The following is a 22,794-nucleotide window of genomic DNA, read 5'->3' as shown; positions in this document are numbered from 1 at the left end:
CCTATGGCAATCGAATTATTGACTCCCTTTACCAAGGTAGAGTTGGAGCCAGAAATCAAGGAGAAAAAACGCAAACAAGTTGGGATTTTAGGAGGGAATTTTAACCCCGTTCACCATGCCCATCTTGTTGTGGCGGACCAAGTACGACAACAGTTAGGACTGGACCAGGTCCTGCTCATGCCTGAATACCAGCCACCTCATGTAGACAAAAAAGAAACCATCCCTGAACACCACCGTCTCAAGATGCTTGAATTGGCGATTGAGGGGATCGAAGGTCTAGCCATTGAAACCATTGAGCTAGAGCGCAAGGGCATTTCCTACACCTACGACACCATGAAGATTTTGACAGAGCAACATCCAGATACGGATTATTACTTCATTATCGGTGCGGATATGGTGGACTATCTACCTAAGTGGTATCGGATTGATGAACTAGTCGACATGGTTCAGTTTGTGGGAGTCCAGCGACCACGCTACAAGGCAGGAACTTCTTATCCAGTCATCTGGGTGGATGTTCCGCTCATGGATATCTCATCTAGTATGGTGCGAGATTTCCTTGCCCAAGGTCGGAAACCCAACTTTCTCCTACCTCAGCCAGTGCTAGACTACATCGATAAGGAGGGGCTCTACTGATGGGCTATCAAGACTATATCAACTGCTCCCGTGAGGCTTTGTTGGAAAAAATGGCAGAGCTTCTACCTGAAAAACGCTTAACCCATTGCTTGGGTGTGGAGCGTGCGGCCATGGAACTGGCTCAGCGCTTTGGTGTGGATAGTGAGAAAGCAGGTCTAGCAGGACTTCTCCACGACTATGCTAAAAAGCTGTCAGATCAGGAATTCCTAAACTTGATTGACCGATATCAGCTAGACCCTGACCTCAAAAACTGGGGCAACAATGTCTGGCATGGGATGGTCGGCATCTACAAAATCAAGGAAGATTTGAACTTGCAAGATCCTGAAATCCTGCGAGCCATTGAAATCCATACAGTCGGAGCTGGTCAGATGACCGACCTAGACAAGGTTATCTACGTCGCAGACTATATCGAGCACAATCGTGCCTTTCCAGGAGTGGATCAGGCACGTGAGATTGCGAGTCTTTCACTTAATAAGGCAGTGGCTTACGAAACAGCTCGTACCGTGGAGCATCTAGCTCATCAGGGATTCCCCATCTATCCCCAAACCCTTGAAACCTATAACGCCTTTGTGCACTATTTGAAAGAGGACTAAATGAACGAAAAAGAATTATTAGAACTAGTCGTGAAAGCGGCTGATGAGAAACGTGCGGAGGATATCCTTGCACTTGATGTACAAGATTTGACCAGTGTGACAGACTACTTTGTTATCACTAGCTCGATGAATAGCCGTCAGTTGGACGCTATCGCTGACAATATCCGTGAAAAAGTAGCTCAAGCTGGCTTTAAAGGCAGTCATGTCGAAGGAGATGCAGCAGGAGGCTGGGTCTTACTAGACCTCGGTGGTGTCGTCGTGCATATCTTCTCAGAAGAAATGCGTGCCCACTATAACCTAGAAAAACTATGGCATGAGGCGGCTTCTGTAGATATTTCAGAAGCCTTAGCATAGGATATGAACTCAGTTGCAGTCAACTGGGTTTTATTTGCTTATTTTAGAAAAAATGGATAGAAAGGTGAGAGCGTTGTGTTTTGTTCATCTCGACACTGAACACGAGCTAAAAGCTGCGAGAAAAAGAGTTACTTCCTTTGTATCTGACGATACAGCAGAAAGTTTCCTATTTTCTCCTTGCTTTTAACGCTCTTTGTATCTTAATTATGGCAACTTATGAAACCTTTGCGGCGGTCTATGATGCGGTCATGGATGACAGTTTATACGATAAATGGACGGATTTTTCCCTCCGTCATTTGCCAAAGACCAAGGAGAGAAAGACGCTTTTGGAGCTTGCTTGTGGGACAGGCATCCAGTCTGTCCGCTTTTCTCAAGCTGGCTTTGATGTGACGGGGCTTGACTTGAGCGCAGATATGCTGAAGATTGCGGAGAAGAGAGCTGCTTCAGCCAAGCAAAAGATTGATTTTATTGAAGGCAACATGCTGGATTTATCTAAGGCTGGTAAATATGATTTTGTGACTTGCTACTCGGACTCTATCTGCTACATGCAGGATGAGGTAGAGGTAGGAGACGTCTTTAAGGAAGTATACAATGCCCTCAATGAAGACGGAGTATTCATCTTTGATGTGCATTCGATCTACCAGACAGATGAAGTATTCCCAGGCTATTCCTACCATGAAAATGCGGAAGATTTTGCCATGCTTTGGGACACCTATGAGGACGCAGCACCTCACTCCATCGTGCATGAGTTGACCTTCTTTATCAAGGAGGCTGACGGTTCCTTTAGTCGCCACGATGAAGTGCATGAGGAGCGGACCTATGAGGTCTTGACCTATGATATTTTGCTGGAACAAGCTGGTTTCAAGTCTTTCAAACTCTATGCGGACTTTGAGGATAAGGAGCCGACAGAGACAAGTACCCGTTGGTTTTTTGTAGCGCAGAAGTAGGAGATTTCTATGACCATCACAGGTATTATCGCGGAGTTCAATCCTTTTCATAATGGGCACAAATACCTGCTAGAACAGGCTAAAGGGTTGAAAATTGTGGCCATGTCTGGGAATTTCATGCAGCGTGGAGAGCCTGCTATCGTGGACAAGTGGACACGGGCTCAGATGGCGCTGGAAAATGGAGCGGATCTGGTAGTGGAATTGCCTTTTTTAGTCAGTGTTCAGGCGGCGGATTTCTTTGGCAAAGGAGCTGTGGATATCTTGGCGTGGTTAGGTATTGATACCCTAGCTTTTGGGACAGAGGAAGTTCTGGATTACCAGAAAATCGCTGACTTATATACAAATCAAGGTAGTGAGATGGAGAAATTTGTGGATAATCTGCCTGATTCTCTCTCCTATCCCCAGAAAACCCAAACTATGTGGAAGGAATTTGCAGGTCTTGATTTTTCAGGTAATACTCCCAATCATGTCCTTGCTCTGGCCTATGCCAAGGCAATTGCAGGACGAAACATCAAGCTTGAGCCGATTCAGCGTCAGGGGGCGGGTTACCATTCTGTGGACAAGGATGTGGACTTTGCCTCGGCGACAGCCCTTCGTCAGCATCAATCAGACCAAGATTTCTTAGAACGCTTTATGCCTTCCGTTGCCCTCTTTGAGCAGGCGAGTAAGGTGAGTTGGGACGACTATTTTCCCTTGCTCCGCTATCAAATTTTGTCAAATCCAGACCTAACAATGATCTATCAGGTCAATCAAGAAATGGCTGTGCGCATCAAGGAAGCTATCAAAACAGCCCAGTCTGTTGACAAATTGGTCGAGGTAGTTGCGACCAAGCGTTATACCAAGGCGCGTGTCAGACGCCTCTTGACTTATATTTTGGTGCAGGCCAGAGAAAGCGACTTGCCAGAAGCTATCCATGTTCTTGGCTTTACTGAAAAAGGAAGACAACACCTCAAATCTCTGAAAGAGCAGGTCTATCTAGCCAGCCGAATTGGCAAAGAACCTTGGGATGCCATGACTCAAAAGGCAGACCAGATTTACCAACTAGGACACCCAAGTATAGCAGAGCAGAATTTCGGCAGAGTGCCGATAAGAATAGAATCAAACTAAGTCTACTGAAAGGTGAGCTTTTTTATTGTATGTTTTAATGAAAATGTCATTTTTAAGAGTTAGAAAGTTTGTTTTGTGATTTCAGAACTTTCTTCCAAAATTCACACAAAACTCTTCAATTTAGGTTTGTTTAAATTCCTTTTTTATGATAGAATATTAAGGAATGTATGTCATTCGATAAACAAATTTAATGAGGTAAAAACATGGAAATCATGACACTTGCGATTGCTGTTTTTGCCGTCATCATTGGTTTAGTCATTGGATATGTCAGCATCTCAGCTAAGATGAAATCATCTCAAGAGGCTGCAGAGTTGATGCTTCTAAATGCTGAACAAGAAGCAACTAATTTACGAGGACAAGCTGAGCGCGAAGCGGATTTATTGCTAAATGAAGCCAAGAGCGAAAGCAAGTCTCTTAAAAAAGAAGCACTATTGGAGGCCAAAGAGGAAGCCAGAAAATACCGTGAAGAAGTGGACGCTGAATTTAAGTCAGAACGTCAGGAGCTCAAGCAAATTGAAAGTCGTTTGACGGAGAGAGCTACGAGCCTTGACCGTAAGGACGACAATTTGACGAACAAAGAAAAAACACTTGAACAAAAAGAACAAAGTATTTCTGATAGAGCAAAAAACCTTGATGCACGTGAAGAGCAATTAGAGGAAGTCGAAAGACAAAAAGAAGCTGAACTTGAACGTATCGGTTCCCTTTCCCAAACTGAGGCTCGAGATATTATCTTGGCTCAGACAGAGGAAAACTTGACCAAGGAAATTGCTAGCCGCATTCGTGAGGCTGAGCAAGAAGTCAAGGAACGTTCAGACAAGATTGCGAAAGATATCTTGGTTCAGGCTATGCAGCGTATCGCTGTTGACTATGTAGCAGAGTCAACAAACTCGACAGTTCATCTACCAGATGATACCATGAAGGGACGCATTATCGGACGCGAAGGTCGAAATATTCGTACCTTTGAAAGTTTGACAGGGGTAGATGTCATCATTGACGACACGCCAGAAGTGGTAACCTTGTCAGGATTTGATCCGATTCGCCGCGAAATTGCTCGTATGACCATGGAAATGTTGCTCAAGGATGGCCGTATCCACCCAGCTCGTATCGAGGAGTTGGTGGAGAAAAACCGTCAGGAGATTGACAATAAAATCCGTGAATACGGTGAGGCTGCTGCCTATGAGATTGGTGCGCCAAACCTCCATCCAGACTTGATGAAGATCATGGGACGTTTGCAGTTCCGTACTTCATATGGACAAAATGTCTTGCGTCATTCGATTGAGGTTGCTAAGTTATCTGGTATCATCGCCAGTGAACTTGGTGAAAATGCAGCTCTTGCCCGTCGTGCTGGATTCCTTCACGACATCGGGAAAGCTATTGACCGTGAGGTTGAAGGTAGCCATGTTGAGATTGGTACGGAATTGGCTCGTAAGTACAAGGAACACCCAGTTGTGGTGAATACCATTGCTAGCCACCACGGGGATGTCGAAGCCGAAAGCGTCATTGCAGTGATTGTTGCTGCAGCAGATGCCTTGAGTGCAGCGCGTCCAGGTGCTCGTAGTGAATCTCTTGAAAACTATATCAAGCGTCTCCACGATTTGGAAGAAATCGCCAATGGCTTTGAAGGAGTGCAAAATAGCTTTGCTCTTCAAGCAGGACGTGAAATTCGTATCATGGTTAATCCAGGACAAATCAAAGACGACAAAGTCACAATCTTAGCTCACAAAGTTCGTGAGAAAATTGAAAATAATCTCGATTACCCAGGAAACATCAAGGTAACCGTGATCCGCGAACTTCGTGCAGTAGATTATGCTAAATAAATAAGAAAGAGCAGTTGAAAAATTACTGCTTTTTTGTTACACTAGATAGAAAGACTGTAGAAGGATAACTGACGTTATCATCAGTATCCAAGAGAAATTTTACTTTATTTCACAGACTAACTAAAGGAGACATAATGGCAGACCGAGGCTTGCTAATCGTTTTTTCTGGTCCTTCAGGAGTTGGGAAAGGGACGGTTAGAAGAGAGATTTTTGAGAGTTCTGAGAATCAATTTCAATACTCTGTATCGATGACGACACGTGCGCAACGTCCTGGTGAAGTGGACGGAGTGGACTATTTCTTCCGTACTCGTGAAGAGTTCGAAGAGCTGATCCGTCAAGGTCAGATGTTGGAATATGCAGAATATGTCGGTAACTACTATGGAACTCCTCTGACCTATGTCAACGAAACTCTGGACAAGGGAATCGATGTCTTTCTTGAGATTGAAGTGCAGGGAGCCCTTCAAGTTAAGAAAAAGGTTCCAGATGCTGTCTTTATCTTCCTAACACCACCAGATTTGGATGAATTGCAAGATCGTTTGGTAGGTCGTGGAACAGATAGCGCTGAAGTGATTGCCCAACGAATCGAAAAAGCCAAGGAAGAAATTGCTCTCATGCGTGAGTATGATTATGCCATTGTCAACGATCAGGTGCCCCTCGCTGCTGAACGTGTCAAGCGTGTAATCGAAGCAGAACACTTCCGTGTGGACCGTGTCATTGGTCACTACCAGGAGATGTTGCCAAAATCTCCAACTACTCGATAAACTATAGGAAACAGGTACAAGCAAATGATGTTAAAACCCTCTATCGATACCTTGCTAGACAAGGTGCCATCAAAATATTCACTCGTAATCTTGGAAGCAAAACGCGCCCACGAACTAGAAGCAGGCGCGCCAGCAACTCAAGAGTTTAAGTCTGAAAAATCAACTCTTCGTGCTTTAGAGGAAATCGAGTCTGGAAATGTAACCATTCACCCAAATCCAGAAGGAAAACGTGAAGCGGTTCGTCTCCGTATCGAAGAAGAAAAACGCCGCAGAGAAGAAGAAGAAAAGAAAATCAAAGAGCAAATTGCTAAAGAAAAAGAAGATGGTGAAAAAATTTAAGGTTGGGGGGACTCAATCTTATTTTTTCTATTGCAAGAATTTACTGACAAGGAGGAGGTGAGAAGATGGCTATCGCAAAGATTATCGTGGATGTTCCCCTGATGCAGACGGACCAGCCCTATAGCTACAAGGTCCCTGAGAAATTTGTAGACATGCTGGAAGTCGGTATGCGGGTCCATGTACCCTTCGGCAAGGGCAATCGTTTGATCCAAGGGATTGTGCTAGGCTTGGAGTCCCAGTCGGATGAAGAGGTGTCAGATCAGGACTTGAAAGAGATTGCCGAAGTGCTGGACTTTTCTCCAGTCTTGACTCAGGAGCAACTCTGGCTAGCTGAGGAGCTACGTAAGTCTGTCTTTTCTTACAAAATCTCCATCCTAAAAGCCATGCTTCCAGGATTTTTAAACTCCAGTTATGATAAGATTCTCTATCCTTTAGAAGGCCTGAGTGAGCAAGAAAAAGAGCGCTTGTTTGGTTCAGAAGATTCGCTAGCCTTTTCTTCTCTAGATTTAGCCAAGCAGGCAGAAATGATGCGCTTGACCAGAAAAGGTCTGCTCCGCTTAGAATACCAGGCAGTTGATCAAAAGAAGGTCAAGACCCAGTCTTGGTATGTGGTTAATGCTAATCGACTAGAGCAGATTGAGATTTCTGCGCGTGCCAAGAAAAAAGCAGAGCTGAGAGACTATTTACTAGCTCATCCTGAGAATGCTTCCTTGGCTAGCTTGTTAGAATCCTTCTCACGAGAACAAGTTAACTTCTTTGTGGATCAAGGAGCTCTAACAATAGTCCAAAAGGAAGTGCAACGCTCGGCTGCGTATTTTGAAGGCATTGAGGCAAGTCGGCCTTTGGAGTTGAATCCAGAGCAAAGACAAGCTCGCGAAGCGGTTATCAGTGCTATTGGCAGTCAGCAACCTCCTTTCCTCCTTCAAGGGATTACAGGAAGTGGGAAAACTGAGGTTTATTTACAGATCATCCAAGGAGCCTTGGACAAGGGCAAGACAGCCATTTTGCTAGTACCTGAGATTTCTCTAACACCACAGATGACGGAGCGTTTTATTGCTCGCTTTGGGGACAAGGTCGCCATCCTTCATTCAGGCCTGTCCAATGGTGAAAAGTACGATGAATGGCGCAAGGTCGAGCGTGGAGATGCTCAGGTAGTGGTTGGGGCCAGATCAGCTATCTTTGCTCCTCTGAAAAATCTGGGTGTCATCATTATCGATGAAGAACATGAAGCTAGTTACAAGCAAGACAGCAATCCACGTTATCATGCTAGAGAGGTCGCTATTCTACGAGCCCAGTACAATCAAGCAGCTCTCGTACTTGGGTCTGCCACACCGAGCTTAGAAAGCCGTGCGAGGGCTGGAAAAGGTGTCTACCACCACTTACGTCTAACCCAACGAGCCAATCCTTTGGCTACGATTCCAGAGGTTCAAGTGATTGACTTTCGGGACTATATCGGGCAGAATGAGACATCAAACTTTACCCCTCCTTTGCTAGAAGCTATCCAAGACCGTCTGGATAAAAAAGAGCAGGTAGTCCTCATGCTCAACCGTCGGGGCTATTCTAGCTTTGTTATGTGTAGGGAGTGTGGGACTGTGGATACTTGTCCCAACTGTGATATTTCTCTCACCCTGCACATGGATACCAGGACCATGAATTGCCATTACTGTGGCTTTTCTAAGGGCATTCCTCATGTCTGTCCCAACTGTCAGAGTCGCAGTATTCGTTACTATGGGACAGGGACTCAGAAAGCCTATGATGAGCTAGCAGAGCTCTTTCCTCAGGCCCGCATTCTGCGGATGGATGTGGATACGACCCGTAGGAAAGGCAGTCACCAAGCTCTTCTTGACCAGTTTGGTCAAGGGGAAGCGGATATCTTGCTGGGAACTCAGATGATTGCCAAGGGCTTGGATTTTCCAAATGTGACCTTGGTCGGAGTGCTCAATGCAGATACGGCCTTGAATCTACCCGATTTCCGTTCTTCTGAGAGAACCTTCCAACTCTTAACCCAGGTAGCAGGTCGTGCAGGTCGTGCAGAAAAGGCTGGGCAGGTCTTGATCCAGTCTTACAATCCTGAGCACTATGCCATTCGTTTTGCCAAAGACCAAGACTACGAAGGCTTTTACGCCTATGAAATGAGCATCAGGCGCCAACTCGGTTACCCGCCTTATTATTTCACTATTGGGATTACCCTCTCTCACAAGAAAGAAGAAGAGGTTGTCAAACGTGCCTATGAAGTCATGGGAATTTTGCGCTCAGGTTTATCGAAAACTAGTAAAATCCTTGGTCCGACACCCAAACCCATTGCCCGTACCCACAACCTTTATCATTACCAGATTTTGATTAAATACCGTTTAGAAGATGAGCTGAGTCCAACACTCAATCAGGTCTTGGCCTTGACTCAAGAACGTGAAAATAGAGAGCTTCGTCTCAGCATTGACCACGAACCGCAGCAATTTTTATAAGAAGGAGAAGAAATGACAAAACTAATCTTTATGGGGACCCCTGATTTTTCAGCGACAGTTTTGAAGGGGTTGTTATCAGATGATCGTTACGAGATTCTAGCTGTTGTGACCCAGCCAGACCGCGCTGTCGGCCGTAAAAGAGTGATCCAAGAAACCCCAGTCAAGCAGGCTGCCAAAGAAGCGGGTCTTCCTATCTACCAACCAGAAAAATTATCTGGAAGCCCAGAGCTAGAAGCTATCATGAATCTAGGAGCGGATGGGATTGTGACCGCTGCTTTTGGGCAATTTCTCCCAAGTAAACTCCTTGATAGCATGGACTTTGCGGTTAACGTTCACGCCTCACTTCTTCCTAAACACCGTGGTGGCGCTCCCATTCATTATGCCCTGATTCAAGGGGATGAGGAGGCTGGTGTGACCATTATGGAAATGGTTAAAGAAATGGATGCAGGAGATATGATTTCCCGTCGCAGTATTCCCATCACAGATGAGGACAATGTTGGTACCTTGTTTGAAAAATTGGCGATCGTTGGTCGTGATTTACTCTTGGATACGCTACCTGGCTACCTAGCAGGAGAAATTCAACCGGAACCACAAGATCCTAGTCAGGTCACTTTCTCGCCAAATATCAAGCCAGAGGAAGAAAAGCTGGACTGGACCAAGACCAATCGCCAACTCTTCAACCAAATCCGTGGAATGAACCCATGGCCTGTTGCCCATACTTTTCTCAAAGGCGACCGCTTTAAGATTTATGAAGCCCTCCCAGTAGAAGGTCAGGGAAATCCAGGTGAGATCCTCTCTATTGGCAAGAAAGAATTGATCGTTGCAACGGCTGAAGGAGCTCTATCTCTCAAACAAGTGCAGCCAGCAGGCAAGCCTAAGATGGATATTGCTTCCTTCCTCAACGGAGTTGGACGGACATTGACTGTAGGAGAACGATTTGGTGACTAAAGTAGAAACGGCTAGGAGTCTAGCTCTAGCAGTACTAGAGGATGTTTTTGTCAACCAAGCATACTCCAATATTGCCTTAAACAAACACCTCAAGGGAAGTCAACTCTCAGTAGCAGATAAGGGGTTGGTGACAGAAATTGTCTACGGTACGGTAGCCCGAAAACTGACTCTGGAATGGTATCTATCCCACTTTATCGAAGACCGGGATAAGCTTGATAACTGGCTCTATATCCTGCTCCTTCTGAGTGCTTACCAACTCCGCTATCTGGATAAGGTTCCTAATCATGCTGTGGTTAATGAAGCAGTGGAATTGGCTAAATTCCGTAAAAAAGGCAGTGAAAAATTGGTCAATGCTATCTTACGCCGTATCTTGCGAGAAGGCTGGCCAGACATTGACAGTATCAAACGCAAAAACAAGCGTGATTCCATTGCTTATTCTCTCCCAGTTTGGCTCGTGTCTAAACTCAAGGAAGAATACGGTGAAGAGCGAGCACAAGCTATCTTTAAAAGTCTCTTGGTGCGCAGCAAAGCCAGTATTCATGTAGCCGATTTGAGCCGAAAAGAGGAAATCAAAGCCGTGTTAGAGGCGACCGATTCCCCTTTGGCAGCCACTGGTCTGGTCAAGGAGCAAGGCCACTTTGCAGGTCATGATTTGTTCGCAGAAGGGGCTATAACCATCCAAGACGAATCCAGTCAATTAGTTGCTCCGACTCTTGATCTACAAGGTGATGAACAGGTCCTGGATGCCTGTGCCGCTCCGGGTGGGAAAACAGCCCATATGGCCTCTTACCTCACATCCGGTAAGGTGACGGCTTTGGATCTTTATGATCATAAGTTGGACTTGATCCAAGAAAATGCGGAGCGTTTAGGTGTGGCAGATCAAGTGCAAACGCAAAAATTGGATGCCAGAAAAGTGCATGAGTTTTTCGGTCGGGACTCTTTTGATAAGATTTTAGTAGATGCTCCCTGTTCTGGAATTGGACTTTTACGTCGCAAACCAGACATCAAATACAATAAAGAAACAGCAGATTTCATGTCCTTACAGGAAATTCAGCTGGAAATATTAGGTAGTGTTTGTCAAACGCTACGAAAAGGTGGTATAATAACTTATAGTACCTGTACTATTGTCTCTGAGGAGAACTTTCAAGTTGTTGAGACGTTTTTAGAAAGTCATCCCGAGTTCGAGCAGGTTAAACTAGAACACGAATGTAAAGATATCCTGAAAGATGGCTGCATCCTGATTACTCCTGAATTGTATGGAAGTGATGGATTCTTTATTAGCCAATTTCGCAAGATATCAGAATAGGAAGGAACTGACACAATGGAAATAGCATTATTAACAGATGTTGGTCAGAAACGTACAAATAATCAGGACTATGTCAATCACTTTGTCAACCGAGCAGGACGCACTATGATCATCTTGGCTGACGGGATGGGAGGACACCGTGCAGGAAATATCGCTAGTGAGATGGCGGTCACAGACCTCGGTGTGGATTGGGTGGATACCCAAATTAACTCAGTCAATGAAGTTCGTGAGTGGTTTGCCCACTACCTGGAGATTGAAAATCAAAAAATTCATCAACTAGGTCAGGACGAAGCCTACAGAGGCATGGGGACAACGCTAGAAGCTGTTGCGTTTATTGACAACCAAGCCATCTATGCTCACATTGGAGATTCTCGTATCGGTTTGATTCGTGGAGAAGAATACCACCAGTTGACGAGTGACCATTCCTTGGTTAATGAATTGCTCAAGGCTGGTCAATTGACTCCAGAAGAGGCAGAAACTCACCCTCAAAAGAATATCATCACACAGTCTATCGGACAAAAAGATGAAATCCAGCCTGATTTTGGGATGATTACACTGGAGTCAGGAGATTATCTCTTGCTCAATAGTGACGGTTTGACCAATATGATTTCGGCAAGCGAGATTTATGATATCGTAACCAGCGATATTTCCCTAGCAGACAAGGCGGCCACCCTCATTCGTTTTGCTAACAATGCAGGAGGTTTAGACAACATTACGGTTGCCCTTGTTTACATGAACGAGGAGGCGGCAGAATGATCCAAATCGGCAAGATTTTTGCCGGGCGGTATCGGATTGTCAAGCAGATTGGTCGAGGAGGCATGGCAGATGTTTACTTGGCCAAGGATTTGATCCTAGATGGGGAAGAGGTGGCAGTTAAGGTCCTGAGGACCAATTACCAGACGGACCCGATTGCAGTGGCACGTTTCCAGCGGGAAGCGAGGGCTATGGCGGATCTGGACCATCCTCATATCGTTCGGATAACAGATATCGGTGAGGAAGATGGCCAACAGTACCTAGCTATGGAATACGTAGCAGGACTTGACCTCAAGCGTTATATCAAAGAACACTATCCTCTTTCAAATGAAGAAGCGGTTCGGATTATGGGACAGATTCTTTTGGCTATGCGTTTAGCCCATGCTAGAGGAATTGTTCACCGAGATTTGAAACCTCAAAATATCCTCTTGACACCAGATGGAACTGCTAAAGTTACTGACTTTGGGATTGCAGTGGCCTTTGCAGAGACGAGTCTGACCCAGACCAACTCGATGCTGGGTTCGGTTCATTATTTGTCACCTGAGCAAGCGCGTGGTTCAAAAGCGACCTTCCAGAGTGATATCTATGCAATGGGGATTATTTTCTATGAAATGCTGACAGGACATATCCCTTATGATGGGGATAGTGCGGTTACGATTGCCCTCCAGCATTTCCAGAAGCCACTTCCGTCCGTCATTGCTGAAAACCCATCTGTCCCTCAGGCTTTGGAAAATGTTGTCATCAAGGCAACTGCTAAGAAATTGTCTGATCGCTATCAGTCTGTTTCAGAAATGTATATGGACTTGTCAACTAGCTTGTCTTATAATCGTCGGAATGAGCCGAAACTGGTCTTTGACGATGCGAGTAAGGCGGATACGAAGACTTTACCTAAAGTCCCACAAAGTACATTGACCTCGATTCCAAAAGCTCCGGCGCAGGAAGAACGTCCTCAGTCAAAGAAATTAACCCCAGAGCAAGCACCTACGCAAAAGCCAACTAAAAAGCGGAAGTTTAAGGCTCGCTATATGATTCTTTTAGCTAGTCTTCTATTAGTTGCAGCTTCTTTGGTCTGGATTTTATCTAGAACACCAGCAACGATTGCTGTTCCTGACGTGGCTGGACAAACTGTTGCAGAGGCAAAAGAAGCTCTTAAAAAATCCAAGTTTGAAGCTGGTGAAGAAAAGTCAGAGGCCAGCGATACTGTAGCAGAAGGACGCGTTATTCGAACGGATCCAGAAGCTGGTAGTAGCCGAAAAGAAGGAACCAAGGTTAATTTGATCGTTTCTTCTGGTAAGCAATCCTTCCAATTGAGCAATTATGTTGGACGCAAGTATACGGATGTCGTAGCTGAACTCAAGGAGAAGAAGGTTCCTGAGAATCTAATCAAGATGGAAGAGGAAGAATCCAGCGAAAGCGAACCTGGAACCATTCTCAGACAAAGTCCTGCGGCAGGTACGACTTATGATCTTTCAAAAGCTAGCACAATTACTTTAACGGTTGCTAAGAAAGTAACAAGCGTTTCTATGCCAAGTTATATTGGTTCAAGTCTCGAATTTACAAAGAATAATTTGACTCAGATTGTCGGTGTAAAAGAGGCCAATATTGAGGTTGTCGAGGTTTCGACTGCTCCTGAAGGGACAGCAGAAGGTACAGTTGTAGATCAAACACCAAAAGCGGGTGAAAAGGTTGACCTTGCTAGCACGCGTATCAAACTTTCCATCTACAAACCGAAAACACCACCGTCAACTTCATCTTCATCTTCTAGTTCTGCACAACGTGGGAACCAAGGTTCTTCTACAACTCCAAATCAGGGGAACCAACAAGGAAACACTCCTTCAACTAGTCAATCAAATAGTGAAGGAACCCGTGAAAGTTCTCGAGATTAAACGAATCTTTGTCATGATTTCATGACAAAGATTTTTTTTCATTGATTTTTGTGATAAAATATAGGAAGCAGAAAAGGAGGAGAAAATGGACGAATCAAGAGAGTTGAATGCCGTCATTGATGTGATTATGCTAGCTGGAACCATTCTCTTAAAAAGCGGTTCGGAGATTTATCGGGTGGAGGACACCATGATCCGTATCGCTCATTCACAGGGAATAGTGGATTGCAACGTTCTTGCCATGCCAGCAGCTATTTTCTTTTCTATTGAGAATACCAATATTTCTCGTATGAAACGGGTAACTTCTTCCTCCTACAACATCGAAAAAGTCTGCGATGTCAACCAAGTATCACGGGAGCTTGTCGGAGGGCAGATCGATCTCTCTACAGCCCTTGAAAGGCTAAAGGAAATCAGAAATCAAGCTCTTCCTTATACCAAGTTCCAAGTGACTATTGCAGCAACTCTCAGTGCCCCTTTTTTCTCGATTATGTTCGGGGGGAATACCTATGATGCTTTTGGTGCAGCCATTGCGACCTTACTTGGTTTTGCTTTTTCTCTCTATGTAGAGAAGTTTGTCCGCATTCCTTTTGTAACCGCCTTTGCGGGTGCCTTTGTTTTTGGCTTGATTGCCCAGTTCTGGGCCCGCTATACAGGATTTCCTTCGACGGCAGACTTGATCATAGCGGGAGCCGTCATGCCTTTTGTTCCAGGGATTGCTCTGACAAATGCGGTTCGGGATATCATGACCAACCATATCAACTCTGGTATGAGCAAGATGTTTGAATCCTTGCTCATTACCCTCGCTTTAGGGGCCGGCACCTCCGTCGCCCTGGTTTTGATGACATAAGATGACTCTAACAAGTATTTTACTCCAAGCAGTGGCGAGTTTACTCGCCATTATCACCTTTCTAATCGTACTAAATGTTCAGCGCTCCATGCTCCTACCTGGTGGTGTTCTGGGAATGGGTGTCTGGCTCCTCTACCTCGTGCTCAAAGAACCAACCAATGTTATTGTTGCGACCTTTATTGCGGCAGTAGTTGGTTCTTGTATCAGCCAAATTTTAAGTATTGTATATAAGACGCCAGCAGTGGTCTTTGTCTTGGCCATTCTTGCCCCCTTGGTGCCCGGTTATCTATCCTATCGAACGACAGCCTTCTTTGTGACAGGCGATTACAGTCATGCCCTTACCAGTGCAACACTAGTAGTTATGTTGGCTCTGGTCATTTCTATCGGGATGGCAAGTGGAACGGTGATTTTAAAGCTCTATTACTACATCCGAAAACAGAGAGGGATCTCCTCCTAAGGCTGTCAAAGCAAAGACTTGATTTGTTGAATCAAGTCTTTTTTCTCTCATTTGTTCCTATTTGTGATAAAATAGAATAGAACGATTTTTTACAATGAATGAAAAAACAGAGGTAAATATGACAATCGGTATTGATAAGATTGGTTTTGCGACCAGTCAATATGTCTTGAAATTACAAGACCTAGCAGAAGCAAGAGGAGTTGATCCGGATAAATATAGTAAGGGTCTCTTATTAAACGAAATTAGCATTGCACCATTGACTGAGGATGTTGTCACCTTAGCTGCCAGTGCAAGCAACTCTATCCTCACAGATAAAGAAAAAGAAGAAATCGACATGGTCATCGTGGCGACCGAGTCAGGGATTGACCAGAGTAAGGCGGCGGCGGTCTTTGTTCACGGTCTATTAGGTATCCAGCCGTTCGCTCGCAGTTTTGAAATCAAAGAAGCTTGTTACGGAGCAACAGCTGCCCTCCATTATGCCAAGTTACATGTGGAAAATTCTCCAAAGTCCAAGGTCTTGGTCATCGCCAGTGATATTGCCAAGTATGGTGTGGGAACTCCGGGTGAGCCAACTCAGGGAGCTGGAAGCGTGGCGATGCTGATCACCCAAAATCCTCGCATCATGACCTTTAACAATGATAACGTTGCTCAAACGCGTGATATTATGGATTTCTGGCGTCCGAACTATTCAACTACTCCTTATGTAAACGGCTTGTACTCAACTCAGCAATATCTTGACAGTCTTACGACGACTTGGGATGAATACAAGAAACGCTATGATTGGACTATGAATGATTTTGCGGCTATCTGCTTCCACTTGCCTTATCCCAAATTAGCCCTAAAAGGCTTGCGCAAGATGATGGATAAGACTTTGTCTCAGGAAAAAAAGGATAGTCTGCAAGAAAACTTTTATAAGTCCATTCTCTACAGTCAGATGATTGGGAATATCTACACAGGTTCCCTCTTCCTTGGGCTTCTCTCCCTTTTGGAAAATGCAGAAAATTTGAAGGCTGGAGATAAAATTGTCCTCTACAGTTACGGAAGTGGAGCAGTTTCAGAGTTCTTTAGTGGAGAACTGGTTGAAGGCTATGAGGCCTACCTTGATAAGGATCGTTTGACCAAACTCAAGCAACGTACAGCATTGTCTGTTGCAGACTATGAAAAAGTCTTCTTCGAAGAGGTAGAGTTGGATGAATCTGGTTCAGCCCAGTTTGCAGGTTTTGAAAATCAAGACTATGCCTTGGTTGAAATTCTCGACCACCAACGCCGTTATAGCAAGGTTGAAAAGTAATGAAGAGAAGTTGGAATGGATTTTCTAAAAAATCATACCATGAGCGCCTTGAGTTGTTGCGAGCCCAGGCGCTCCTTAGTCCTGACAAGCAAGCGAGTCTGGAGCAGGATGAACAAGTCAGCTTGGCTGTTGCAGATCAGCTGAGTGAGAATGTGGTAGGAACTTTTTCTCTGCCTTATTCGATCATTCCAGAGCTTTTGGTGAACGGTCAGGACTACACAGTTCCCTATGTGACAGAAGAACCGTCCGTGGTTGCTGCGGCCAGCTATGCCAGCAAAATCATCAAGCGAGCAGGTGGCTTTACTGCTCAAGTACATGAGCGCCAGATGATTGGTCAGGTAACCCTTTATCAAGTTGCTAATCCTGAACAAGCGCAAGAGAAAATTGCTAGCAAGAAGGCGGAGCTCTTGGAACTTGCCAATCAAGCCTATCCGTCCATCGTTAAACGCGGAGGTGGGGCGCGTGATTTGCATGTAGAGCAGATCAAAGGTGAAACAGACTTTCTTGTTGTTTATCTCCATGTCGATACCCAGGAAGCCATGGGAGCCAATATGCTCAACACCATGCTGGAAGCCTTGAAACCAGTCTTAGAAGAACTCAGTCAAGGACAGAGCCTTATGGGGATCCTGTCCAACTACGCGACCGATTCTCTGGTGACAGCAAGCTGTCGTATCGCCATTCGCCATTTGAGTCCCCAAAGGGACCAAGGACGAGAAATTGCGGAGAAAATAGCTTTGGCTAGCCAGTTTGCACAGGCTGATCCCTACCGAGCAGCTACTCACAATAAAGGGATTTTTAATGGTATTGATGCCATTTTGATTGCCACTGGTAATGACTGGCGTGCCATCGAAGCTGGGGCCCATGCCTTTGCCAGTCGAGATGGACGCTATCAAGGCCTCAGCCGATGGAGTCTCGATAGGGACTCAGAAGAATTGGTCGGTGAGATGACCCTACCCATGCCGGTAGCGACCAAGGGTGGCTCTATCGGTCTCAACCCTCGTGTAGCCCTCAGTCATGAACTACTGGGAAATCCTTCAGCCAAAGAATTAGCTCAGATTATCGTGTCTATCGGTCTCGCCCAAAACTTTGCGGCCCTCAAAGCCTTGGTAAGTACGGGCATCCAGCAAGGCCACATGAAATTGCAGGCCAAATCCTTAGCTCTCCTAGCAGGTGCTAGTGAGTCCGAAGTTGCTCCCCTCGTTGAGCGCCTCATCGCAGATAAAACCTTTAACTTAGAGACAGCCCAGCGTTATCTCAAAAACTTAAGATCATAAAAAACTCAGACAAATCAGTCTGAGTTTTCTTGTGCTTATAGTCAATGGAAATCAAAAAGCAAACTAGGAAGCTAGCCGTAGGCTGCTCAAAACACTGTTTTGAGATGGCAGATGGAAGCTGACGCGGTTTGAAGAGATTTACGAAGAGTATTAAATACTTTTTCCTGGTAATAGGGTGACTGGTAAGAAGTAACCGGTTGTCGCGACCTCTTTACCTTCAATCTTCTGCAAGAGGAGATCGACAGTGAGTTGGGCAATCTCTTTCATAGGCTGCTTAATCGTTGTCAAGTGAGGATAGTAGTTCTCGATAAAGTAAGTCCCATCATAGCCAATGACCTTGAGCTCTTCAGGAACAGAAATTTCCAGCTCCTGAGCGATTTTGATCACCAGAATAGCTGTCAAATCATCCGAAGCAAAAATTGCATCTGGTTTCTGATGGGTCAAGATATTCTTGATTTCCATTTCTTTTCTGACGGGAGAAAAGTCACTCGAAACATTGATAATAGGAGCATTCGGGAGTACAGAGGCAAAGCCAGCATGACGTAGTCCAGTAGGCGAGTTGGAATTGTCATTTCCTGTAATCATGATGATAGACTGGGCGCCTGTCTTGACCAGAGTTTGGGCTGCGAGGACTCCGCCACCGTAGTTATCAGAGGAGACGACAGGGATGTCTGGTGATAGATTTCGGTCAAAGGAAATAATCGGTGCCGTCACACGATTGTAGTCTTCGATTCCCAAGTTGTGACTTCCAGAAATGATACCATCGACCTGATTAGCCTCCAGCATTTCAATGTACTCCCGTTCTTTTTCAGAGTCATGTTCGCTGTTACAGATGATGGTCTTGTAGCCATTTTTGAAGAGTTGGTGTTCCAACTTGTCAATCAACTCCGCATAAAAGATATGACTGATGTTTGGGAAAATAAGTCCAATCAACTTGGCAGATTTTCCTTGGAGGCTTCGAGCCAGATTGTTGGGCTTGTAGCCTAGCTCTCGCATGGCTTCATTAACCTTTTGAATGGTTTTCTCAGATAGATAACCCTTTTTATTGATGACCCGTGAGACGGTAGTAGGGCTGACGCCTGCAAGTTTTGCGACATCAGTTAGTTTTGCGACCATAATCTAATTCATAGTAAGTTCCAGTTGGGTTTCCAGACTTGATGAGGATCCCATTTTGGTCCGCATGTGGGAAGACACGACCAGAAAATACTTTTTCTCCTTTATTGATGAAAATTTCAAAGACAGAGTTATCGATGAAAATTGTAGCAGTAGTAGCCTGATTATCGATAGGGCAAGAACGAGTTGTCCCAAATTCTTGGGCATACTGTTCTCCAGCCTGGCTACGATCCACTGTCACTTGACCATTTACAAGGTCAAAGTTGATTGAAAGTCCCTTGCCTTCTTTATCAGCAAGTAAGACAATCTCGCTCTGACTATTGGCTTCTAAGTTTAGTTCGATTTCGTAGGTGTTGTTGGTTTGAGTACGATTTGAGAAGACCTCTTCAGAAGAACGAAGTTCTTTGATAGCTGCGATAGGGTATTGGTAGAGTTTCCCATCTTTGATGGTCAGTTCCTTAACCAGTGAGAGGGCACCTTGATAATCAAATCGATCAGATGGGTAGGCTACATCTGGTAAACCAAGCCAACTTACTGCTAGTGCACGTCCGTCAGGAGCGTTGAAGGCTTGAGTTGCATAGGCCTCGAAACCATAGTCTAGATTATGAAGTTGAGACACATCTACCATTTTAGCATTTTCAGGATCAAAGGAAGCCCCGATTTTGTACATATTTGGAAAGATATTATCGTAGTCTAGAACTTTTTTATCCAATCCTTGTGGACAGTAGAGAAGGACAGGTTGCTCGCCTACAAAGACTAGATTTGGACATTCCATCATGTAGGCAGTGCGGTCATTAGCAAAGTTAAGGTCACCAACTGCTTGCCAGTTTGTGTAGTCGTTGTCAACAGCCTTGTAGAGACGGACGAAGCCTTTTTTCTCCAAATCCTGTCCACCGACGATAGCATAGTATTGACCTTTGAAGTTAAAAATTTGCGGGTCGCGGAAGTGGTCAGTAGAGTCTGATGGCTGGTCAATCAAGATTTTGTCAATCTTTGTAATCTTGCCATCCTTATCTATCAAAGCACCAATCTGGTATGGGTGACGAATCCAGTTTTCATCACGGACATTTCCAGTATAAAATAGGAACAAGTTATCGCCAAACTGCATGGCAGAACCAGAGTAGGCACCGTGACTATCCAATGGAGTATCTGGCAAAACTTTGACTCCAGTTTCTGTGAAGTGCACTAAATCATCACTTTCTAGCTGTGTCCAAGATTTTAAACCGTGTGCTGCACCAAAAGGAAAATTCTGGTAAAAGAGGACCCACTTGCCATCAAAGTAAGAAAAGCCATTTGGGTCGTTGAGAAGTCCTGTTTTTGGCTCAACATGGTAATGAGTATGCCAGGGAGATTGTGCCATCTTTTCCTTTATATGTTGAATTTCTTCTTGCGTCCAATCTCCATAGGGTCTATAACGACGCTCGGTTGTCCATTCCATTTTATCTTTCCTCCATAAGTTCTATTCTATTATTAATAGTAAACGTTTTCGGCAAAAAAAGCAAGTCTTTTATGTTAAAAAAAAGAAAAATATGTCAAACGATTACCAGAAATCAAACAAAGGGAATCTGGTAAATTTTCACGAAAAAATGAAAGAAAATGTAAATAAAAGCCTTGATTCCTCAAATATAAAGATATTTTTTTGAGGAAAAAGAAAATATCCCTCAAAAATGAGCAAGAATAATCAGGAGCAAAAGAAAGGAAATAAAAAATCCTGCAAAACGCTTGACATATTTTAGAAACATGATAAAATAATAGTCGTAGGGCGAATAAAATCGCTTTCAAACAAGAACAAAGTTTTTATAAGGAGATTTTTGCTATGGATTATAGTAAAGTTGCTGCCGAGGTCATTGAGGCTGTCGGCAAAGAGAATCTTGTAGCTGCAGCACATTGTGCGACTCGCCTTCGTCTGGTGTTAAAAGATGAAACGAAAGTGAACCAAGTAGCTCTAGATAATAATGCGGATGTGAAGGGAACTTTTAGCACTAACGGACAATACCAAATTATTATTGGTCCCGGAGACGTTAACTTTGTATATGCAGAAATCATCAAAAAAACAGGTTTGAAAGAAGCTTCCACAGATGATTTAAAAGAGATTGTGAATAAAGACAAAAAATTTAATCCATTGATGGATTTGATTAAGCTTTTGTCAGACATCTTTGTTCCAATCATTCCTGCCTTGGTTGCGGGTGGTCTTTTGATGGCATTACGTAATTTCTTGACATCACCAGACTTATTTGGACCTCAATCTATTGAAGACATGTACCCTGCTATCAAAGGGATCTCAGCGATGATTCAATTGATGTCTGCTGCCCCATTTATGTTCTTACCTGTTTTAGTAGGGATTTCAGCGGCTAAACGTTTTGGGGCAAACCAATTTCTTGGTGCGGCTATCGGTATGATTATGACCACACCAGATTTGGGTGGTAAAGAAGCTTTTTGGGATATTTTAGGTTTCCATGTTACACAAACAAACTACGCTTACCAAGTTATTCCAGTTCTTGTGGCTGTCTGGTTGTTGGCAACTTTAGAAAAATTCTTCCACAAAAAATTGCCATCTGCAGTTGACTTCACCTTTACTCCGCTTTTATCAGTTATGATTACAGGATTCCTAACTTTTACAGTTATTGGTCCTGTGATGTTGGTGGTTTCTGATGCCATTACTAATGCTATTGTATGGTTATATAATACTACAGGTGCATTCGGTATGGGGCTCTTTGGTGGAACATACTCATTGATTGTTATGACAGGGCTTCACCAATCATTCCCTGCTATTGAAACTCAGTTATTATCGGCATACAATAATAACGGTACTGGATTTGGTGACTATATCTTTGTTGTTGCTTCAATGGCAAACGTGGCGCAAGGTGCAGCCACTCTCGCAATCTACTTCTTGACTAAAAATGCTAAAACTAAAGGATTGTCAAGTTCTGCGGCTGTCTCTGCTTTCCTTGGGATTACTGAGCCTGCCCTATTTGGGGTGAACTTGAAATATAAATTCCCATTCTTCTGTGCTCTTGCTGGTTCAGCAGTTGGTGCCTTTGTGGCAGGTTTGACCCATGTCATTGCAGTTTCTTTGGGAGCAGCTGGATTTATCGGATTCCTATCTATTAAAGCAGGTTCAATCCCTATGTATGTAGTTGCAGAAGTGATTTCATTTGTTGCAGCCTTTGCTTTGACTTATTTCTATGGTAAAACAAAAGCGGCAGGTGTCTTTGCTGATGAGGCTGCAGCAGCAACTGCAGAAACAGTTACTGAAACTACAGTAGAAGTACCAGTAGTGGAAGAGTTTGATACTCTTCAAAATGAAACAATCCAAACTCCTATCGTTGGTGACGTAGTTGCTCTTGAGAATGTCAATGACCCAGTATTTTCAAGTGGTGCAATGGGACAAGGAATCGCTGTAAAACCAAGCCAAGGCGTGGTTTACGCACCAGCTGATGCCGAAGTATCGATCGCCTTTGCTACAGGACATGCTTACGGTTTGAAGACAGCAAATGGAGCTGAAATCTTAATCCACGTTGGTATCGATACTGTGACAATGAACGGTGAAGGTTTTGAAGCAAAAGTTGCTCAAGGAGACAAGGTCAAAGCAGGTGACGTTCTTGGAACCTTTGACTCAAACAAAATCGCTGCCGCAGGTCTTGACGACACAACAATGGTTATCGTAACCAACACAGCAGACTATGCTTCTGTGACACCAGTCGCAAGTGGTTCTGTTGTCAAGGGTGACGCTATCATCGAAGTGAAAGCCTAGTCTTCTTCGAAAATCAGATTTAAAAACAAAACGAACAAATATCATGTTTGTTCGTTTTTATTAGATAGTAAGATTTACAGAGGAAAAACTAAAATATAGAGAAAAGTAACTTTTTGAAGTATGCTATAATAAAGAAAATAAAAACAAGAGGTTTA

20 protein-coding genes are annotated in these 22,794 nt (G+C 44.2%); 18 read left to right on the top strand and 2 right to left on the bottom strand.

The genetic code is table 11. The annotated features are described in order from the left end of the window. The first annotated feature begins 3 nt into the window (after positions 1-3). The 17 genes from I2H52_RS05365 (at position 4) to I2H52_RS05285 (ending at position 17,772) form a co-directional block, all read left to right on the top strand. On the top strand, positions 4-633 hold the full coding sequence (locus I2H52_RS05365; protein ID WP_195594598.1) for a nicotinate-nucleotide adenylyltransferase: 630 nt from the start codon (positions 4-6) through the stop codon (positions 631-633). Then, positions 633-1,226 (top strand): bis(5'-nucleosyl)-tetraphosphatase (symmetrical) YqeK, encoded by a 594-nt coding sequence (gene yqeK / locus I2H52_RS05360; RefSeq protein WP_195594595.1) that lies wholly within the window; start codon positions 633-635, stop codon positions 1,224-1,226. Before I2H52_RS05365 ends, yqeK begins: the two co-directional genes overlap by 1 nt. Continuing rightward, positions 1,227-1,580, top strand: a complete 354-nt coding sequence (rsfS, locus tag I2H52_RS05355) for a ribosome silencing factor (RefSeq protein ID WP_042902802.1) — start codon at positions 1,227-1,229, stop codon at positions 1,578-1,580. It abuts the gene before it with no gap. Positions 1,581-1,786: 206 nt separating this feature from the next. Beyond that, entirely contained in the window at positions 1,787-2,527 is a 741-nt protein-coding gene (locus I2H52_RS05350) for a class I SAM-dependent DNA methyltransferase (protein ID WP_195594910.1), read from the top strand. 9 nt (positions 2,528-2,536) lie between these two features. Further along, positions 2,537-3,634: a nucleotidyltransferase gene (locus tag I2H52_RS05345; RefSeq protein WP_045617597.1), complete on the top strand. Its 1,098-nt coding sequence runs from the start codon at positions 2,537-2,539 to the stop codon at positions 3,632-3,634. Between the two features lie 203 nt (positions 3,635-3,837). Next, a complete protein-coding gene (locus tag I2H52_RS05340; RefSeq protein ID WP_195594592.1) occupies positions 3,838-5,451 on the top strand; it encodes a ribonuclease Y in 1,614 nt (537 codons plus the stop codon). 134 nt (positions 5,452-5,585) lie between these two features. Further along, entirely contained in the window at positions 5,586-6,212 is a 627-nt protein-coding gene (gmk, locus tag I2H52_RS05335; RefSeq protein WP_000775041.1) for a guanylate kinase, read from the top strand. A gap of 24 nt (positions 6,213-6,236) precedes the next feature. Then, positions 6,237-6,551 (top strand): DNA-directed RNA polymerase subunit omega, encoded by a 315-nt coding sequence (gene rpoZ, locus I2H52_RS05330; RefSeq protein WP_195594589.1) that lies wholly within the window; start codon positions 6,237-6,239, stop codon positions 6,549-6,551. A 65-nt stretch (positions 6,552-6,616) separates the two neighbouring features. Next, the gene (locus I2H52_RS05325; protein ID WP_195594585.1) at positions 6,617-9,013 is read left to right on the top strand and encodes a primosomal protein N'; all 2,397 of its coding nucleotides are present in this window, start codon (positions 6,617-6,619) and stop codon (positions 9,011-9,013) included. A 12-nt stretch (positions 9,014-9,025) separates the two neighbouring features. Then, a complete protein-coding gene (gene fmt / locus I2H52_RS05320; RefSeq protein WP_195594582.1) occupies positions 9,026-9,961 on the top strand; it encodes a methionyl-tRNA formyltransferase in 936 nt (311 codons plus the stop codon). Next, positions 9,954-11,267, top strand: a complete 1,314-nt coding sequence (gene rsmB / locus I2H52_RS05315; protein WP_195594579.1) for a 16S rRNA (cytosine(967)-C(5))-methyltransferase RsmB — start codon at positions 9,954-9,956, stop codon at positions 11,265-11,267. Before fmt ends, rsmB begins: the two co-directional genes overlap by 8 nt. Before the next feature lie 15 nt (positions 11,268-11,282). Beyond that, entirely contained in the window at positions 11,283-12,023 is a 741-nt protein-coding gene (locus tag I2H52_RS05310) for a Stp1/IreP family PP2C-type Ser/Thr phosphatase (RefSeq protein WP_000401533.1), read from the top strand. Further along, positions 12,020-13,906 (top strand): Stk1 family PASTA domain-containing Ser/Thr kinase, encoded by a 1,887-nt coding sequence (gene pknB, locus I2H52_RS05305; RefSeq protein ID WP_195594577.1) that lies wholly within the window; start codon positions 12,020-12,022, stop codon positions 13,904-13,906. The genes I2H52_RS05310 and pknB overlap by 4 nt, the downstream gene beginning before the upstream one ends. Positions 13,907-13,991: 85 nt before the next feature. Beyond that, positions 13,992-14,750 carry a threonine/serine exporter family protein gene (locus tag I2H52_RS05300; RefSeq protein WP_195594575.1) on the top strand — a complete coding sequence of 253 codons (759 nt, stop codon included), beginning with the start codon at positions 13,992-13,994 and terminating at the stop codon, positions 14,748-14,750. Position 14,751: 1 nt separating this feature from the next. Continuing rightward, positions 14,752-15,207, top strand: coding sequence for a threonine/serine exporter family protein (locus I2H52_RS05295; protein WP_000176910.1), 456 nt, complete (start codon positions 14,752-14,754; stop codon positions 15,205-15,207). Positions 15,208-15,325: 118 nt separating this feature from the next. Further along, positions 15,326-16,498 carry a hydroxymethylglutaryl-CoA synthase gene (locus tag I2H52_RS05290; RefSeq protein WP_195594572.1) on the top strand — a complete coding sequence of 391 codons (1,173 nt, stop codon included), beginning with the start codon at positions 15,326-15,328 and terminating at the stop codon, positions 16,496-16,498. Then, entirely contained in the window at positions 16,498-17,772 is a 1,275-nt protein-coding gene (locus tag I2H52_RS05285) for a hydroxymethylglutaryl-CoA reductase, degradative (RefSeq protein WP_195594570.1), read from the top strand. The genes I2H52_RS05290 and I2H52_RS05285 overlap by 1 nt, the downstream gene beginning before the upstream one ends. A 150-nt stretch (positions 17,773-17,922) precedes the next feature. Here I2H52_RS05285 and I2H52_RS05280 read toward each other — a convergent pair whose 3' ends face one another. After that, positions 17,923-18,888 carry a LacI family DNA-binding transcriptional regulator gene (locus I2H52_RS05280; protein ID WP_195594568.1) on the bottom strand — a complete coding sequence of 322 codons (966 nt, stop codon included), beginning with the start codon at positions 18,886-18,888 and terminating at the stop codon, positions 17,923-17,925. Continuing rightward, entirely contained in the window at positions 18,869-20,323 is a 1,455-nt protein-coding gene (locus I2H52_RS05275; RefSeq protein WP_195594565.1) for a sucrose-6-phosphate hydrolase, read from the bottom strand. The genes I2H52_RS05280 and I2H52_RS05275 overlap by 20 nt, the downstream gene beginning before the upstream one ends. Positions 20,324-20,701: 378 nt before the next feature. On the opposite strand from I2H52_RS05275, the gene I2H52_RS05270 reads away from it, so the two are divergent. Further along, positions 20,702-22,639, top strand: a complete 1,938-nt coding sequence (locus I2H52_RS05270) for a sucrose-specific PTS transporter subunit IIBC (protein WP_195594562.1) — start codon at positions 20,702-20,704, stop codon at positions 22,637-22,639. Positions 22,640-22,794: the final 155 nt, after the last annotated feature.

The organism is Streptococcus oralis, from assembly GCF_015561235.1.
GTDB lineage: Bacteria > Bacillota > Bacilli > Lactobacillales > Streptococcaceae > Streptococcus > Streptococcus oralis_BK.
Note: the sequence above shows the minus strand (reverse complement) of the source record. Positions and strands in the feature narration are given on the sequence as shown.